At 73.2% G+C, this 3985-nt stretch carries 2 protein-coding genes; both read left to right on the top strand.

Features of this window, described 5'->3' with window-relative positions; translation table 11 throughout:
* Positions 1–887 (top strand): EAL domain-containing protein (locus VF665_RS07720; protein WP_331052832.1); only part of this gene is annotated, 887 nt, incomplete at its 5' end.
* A 216-nt stretch (positions 888–1103) separates the two neighbouring features.
* A partial coding sequence (locus tag VF665_RS07715; protein ID WP_331052831.1) for a PAS domain S-box protein occupies positions 1104–3985 on the top strand: 2882 nt, incomplete at its 3' end.

Genomic DNA, 3985 nt, shown 5'->3' with positions numbered 1-3985 from the left:
CGGAGGCGCTGATGCGCGGGGCGGACGCGGCCATGTACCGCGCCAAGGCCGCGGGCCCCGGCGGCTGGGCCGTGTACGACGCCGGGATGCACGCCCGCGCCCTGGCCCGGCTGCGGCTGGAAACGGAACTGCGCGGCGCGCTGGAGGGCGGGGCCATCACCGTCCACTACCAGCCCATCGTGCACCTGGGGACGGGGCGGATCGCGGGAATGGAGGCGCTGGCCCGGTGGCGGCATCCGGAGCGGGGATGGGTGCCGCCCGCGGAGTTCATCCCCTGCGCGGAAGAAACGGGGCTCATTCTGCGCCTGGGCCGCCACGTGCTGGACACGGCGTGCGCGCAGCTGGGGGCGTGGAGCGCCGCCCTCCCCGGCGCGGCGGAGCTGGCGATGAGCGTGAACGTGTCCGTGCGCCAGTTCGCCCGGGCGGAGCTGGCGGACCAGGTGCAGGCGGCGCTGGAGCGCGGCGGGGTGGCGCCCGGACGGCTGCGTCTGGAGATCACGGAAAGCGTGCTGATGGACGTGGGCGACGGCGTGCCCACCCTGCTGCGCCGCCTGCGGTCGCTGGGCGCGGCCACGTGGATGGACGACTTCGGCACCGGATTCTCCTCGCTCTCCACCCTGCACCGCCTGCCGATGGACGGCGTCAAGGTGGACCGGTCGTTCCTGGCCGGGGACGGCGCGGAGGCGCGCGGCGGGCCGGTGCTGGCCGCCATCGCGGGGCTGGCGCGCGGGCTGGGGCTGCAGACCGTGGCGGAAGGGGTGGAGACGCCGGCGCAGCTGGACCGGGTGCGCGCGCTGGGATGCGACCACGCCCAGGGCTACCTGATCTCGCCCCCGCTGGACGCCGCGGCCATGCTGGCCCTGCTGGCGCAGAACCGCCGCTGGTGAGGGTGTGGCCGGCGGCGGGGAGCCGCGGAAAACCGGCGGCCGGAACGCACGCGGCGGCTCCATCCGGGCGGCGCCGGGCGCGGCGCTCTTCTGGATGACCGACGGCGGCGCACCGTCCGGATTGCGGAATTGAACGTGGTCCTTGGCGGTTCGGGTCCGGCGCGGATATACTGCGTTGGATCCGCGATCTGCCCCCTCCCGCCCCCGCGAGGACCCATGCCGCCAGGCCAGGTCCCCCTGAGTTCCGCCGGGCTCTCTCCGGCGGCTCTGCACGACGAACTGTGCCGTCTCGCGGAGCGGCACCTGGGTGCGCTGGACACCCTGCCGTCCCCCTGGCGCGCGCTGCTGGCGGAGCTGGACGACACGCTGCGCCGCACCGACGCCCTTTCCGCCGCCCTGGGCCACAACGGCGACGGGCACGAGCTCATCGACCGGTACCGCCGCCTGCAGAGCGACGTGGCCGAGATGGACCGCGCCACCGAGGCCCTGCGCGAAAGCGACCGCCAGTTCCGCGAACTGGCGGAAACCGTGGCGGCCGCCACCTTCGTGTACCAGGGCACGCGGTTCCGCTACGTGAACACGGCCGCGGAAGCGCTGACCGGGTACACGCGCGACGAACTGCTGCAGGTGAGCTTCTGGGACATCGTGCACCCCGCCGACCGCGACATGGTGCGCGACCGGGGCCTGGCGCGGCAGCGGGGGGAGCCGGTGCCCAACCACTACGAGTTCCGCATCGTCCGCAAGAACGGCGAGGAGCGGTGGGTGGAGTTCGCCGCCGGGGTCGTGCACTACCGCGGCGAGGCCGCGGCCCTCGGCACCGCCTTTGACATCACCGCCCACAAGCAGGCCGAAGCCACCCTGCAGCGGCAGGCGATGGTGTTCGACAACCTGTACGACGCGGTGATGATCACCGACGTGCACGGCGGGCTGGTGACGTGGAACCGCGCGGCGGAGCGCATCTACGGCTGGTCGCGCGACGAGGCGCGCGGGCACGGGCCGGAGCTGTGGCTGGGCGTGGACCGCGCCACGGCGCTGAGCGCCGAAATCTTTGAGCAGCTGGACAGCGAGGGGCGCTGGCAGGGCGAAATCCGCTTCCGCCGCAAGGACGGCACGGAGGGGATCTCGGAAACGGTCGTGGTGCCCCTGCGCGACGAGGCGGGGCAGATGCTGGGCGCGCTGGGGGTGAACCGCGACATCACCGACCGCCGACGGGCCGAGGAGGCGCTGCGCGTCAGCGAGGAGCGCTACCGCCTCATGATGGCGGGGAGCGAAACCGTCTTCTTCTACACGGCCGACGCGGAGGGGCGGCTGGTGCACGTGTCCCCCTCCATCACCCAGGTGCTGGGGTACGCGCCGGAGGAGCTGGCCGGGCGGCCGCGCGCGGTGCTCTGCGCCGATCCGCGGGACGAAGCGCTGGCCCACGCCGCCGCGGCCGTGGGCGACGCGCCGCGCATCCTCACCATCGCCTCGCGGCACCGCGACGGGCGCGAGGTCATGCTGGAGCTGGTGGAAACCACGGTTCGCCGCCCGGGCGGGCGCGGCACGGTGCAGGGCTTCGCGCGCGACGTGACCCCGCGCCGCGCGGTGGAGCAGGCGCTGCGCGCCAGCGAGGAGCGCTACCGCAGCCTGTTCGAGCAGTCGCGCGACGCCATCTACATCACCACGCTGGACGGGCGGTTCGTGGCGGTGAACCAGGCGGCGGTGGACCTGTTTGCCGACAGCCGCGAGCAGCTGCTTTCCATGCGGGTGACGGACCTGTACGCTAACCCGGCGGACCGCCAGCGCTTTCGCGACGAGATCACCCGCGGCGAGTCCATCCGCGACTTCGAGGTGCGCCTGCTGCGGCGCGACGGGCAGTCGCTGGACGTGCTCCTTTCCGCCTCCCTGCGCCGCGGGGCGGACGGCGCCGTTCTGGGCTACCAGGGCATCATTCACGACATCACCAGCCGCAAGCGGGCGCAGGAGCAGCTTGCGTACGGCGCCCTGCACGACGCGCTCACCGGGCTCCCCAACCGCGTGCTCTTTGTGGACCGGCTGGACCACGCGGCGGAGCGCGTGCGCCGCGGCGACCACACCTCGCTCGCGGTGCTCTTTCTGGACCTGGACCGCTTCAAGGTGGTGAACGACAGCCTGGGCCACGGCGCGGGCGACCGGCTGCTGACGGAACTCGCCGGGCGGCTGGAGGCGGCGCTGCGCCCCGGCGACACCCTGGCGCGCTTCGGCGGCGACGAGTTCACCGTGCTGCTGGAGGGGATCCAGAACCCCATCGACGCCACGCACCTCGCAGAGCGCGTGCTGGAGGCCATCGCCGCGCCGTTCTCGCCCGACGGGCACGAGGTGTACGCCAGCGCCAGCATCGGCATCGCATTCTCCGCCACGGGGCAGGAGGGCGCGGAGGAGCTGCTGCGCGATGCAGACGCGGCGCTCAGCCGGGCCAAGTCGCTGGGCAAGAACCGCTACGAGGTGTTCGACCGCGCCATGCACGCGCAGGCCATGGCGCGCCTGCGGCTGGAAACGGACCTGCGGCGCGCGCTGGAACGAGACGAGCTGCGCCTGCTCTTTCAGCCGCTCGTGTCCCTGCACTCGGGGCGCATCGAGGGGTTCGAGGCGCTGCTGCGGTGGCGGCATCCGGAACGCGGCAACGTGCCGCCGCTGGAGTTCATCCCCCTGGCCGAGGAAACGGGGCTCATCCTCCCCATCGGCCGCTGGGTGATCGAGCAGTGCTGCGCGCAGGTCGCGGCGTGGAGCGGCGAACTGGGCGACGAACGGCTGACGATGGCCGTCAACCTTTCCCCCGTGCAGTTCGCGCAGCCGGACCTGGCCGAGTACCTCGCCCAGACCCTGCGCGAGTGCAACGTCCATCCGTCCCGCATCCGGCTGGAGCTCACGGAAGGCGTGCTGCTGCAGGACGAGGAGGCGGCCATCCGCGTGCTGCACCGGCTGCGCGAAACGGGCGTGGGGCTGTGCATGGACGACTTCGGCACCGGCTACTCGTCGCTCGGCTACCTGCAGCAGCTGCCGCTCGACGTGCTCAAGATCGACAAGCGCTTCGTCGACGGGGTGGCGCGGGGCGGGGGGCCGAGCGTGGCGATCCCGCG

Source organism: Longimicrobium sp. (assembly GCF_036387355.1).
In the GTDB taxonomy this organism is placed as follows: Bacteria; Gemmatimonadota; Gemmatimonadetes; order Longimicrobiales; family Longimicrobiaceae; genus Longimicrobium.
Note: the sequence above shows the minus strand (reverse complement) of the source record. Positions and strands in the feature narration are given on the sequence as shown.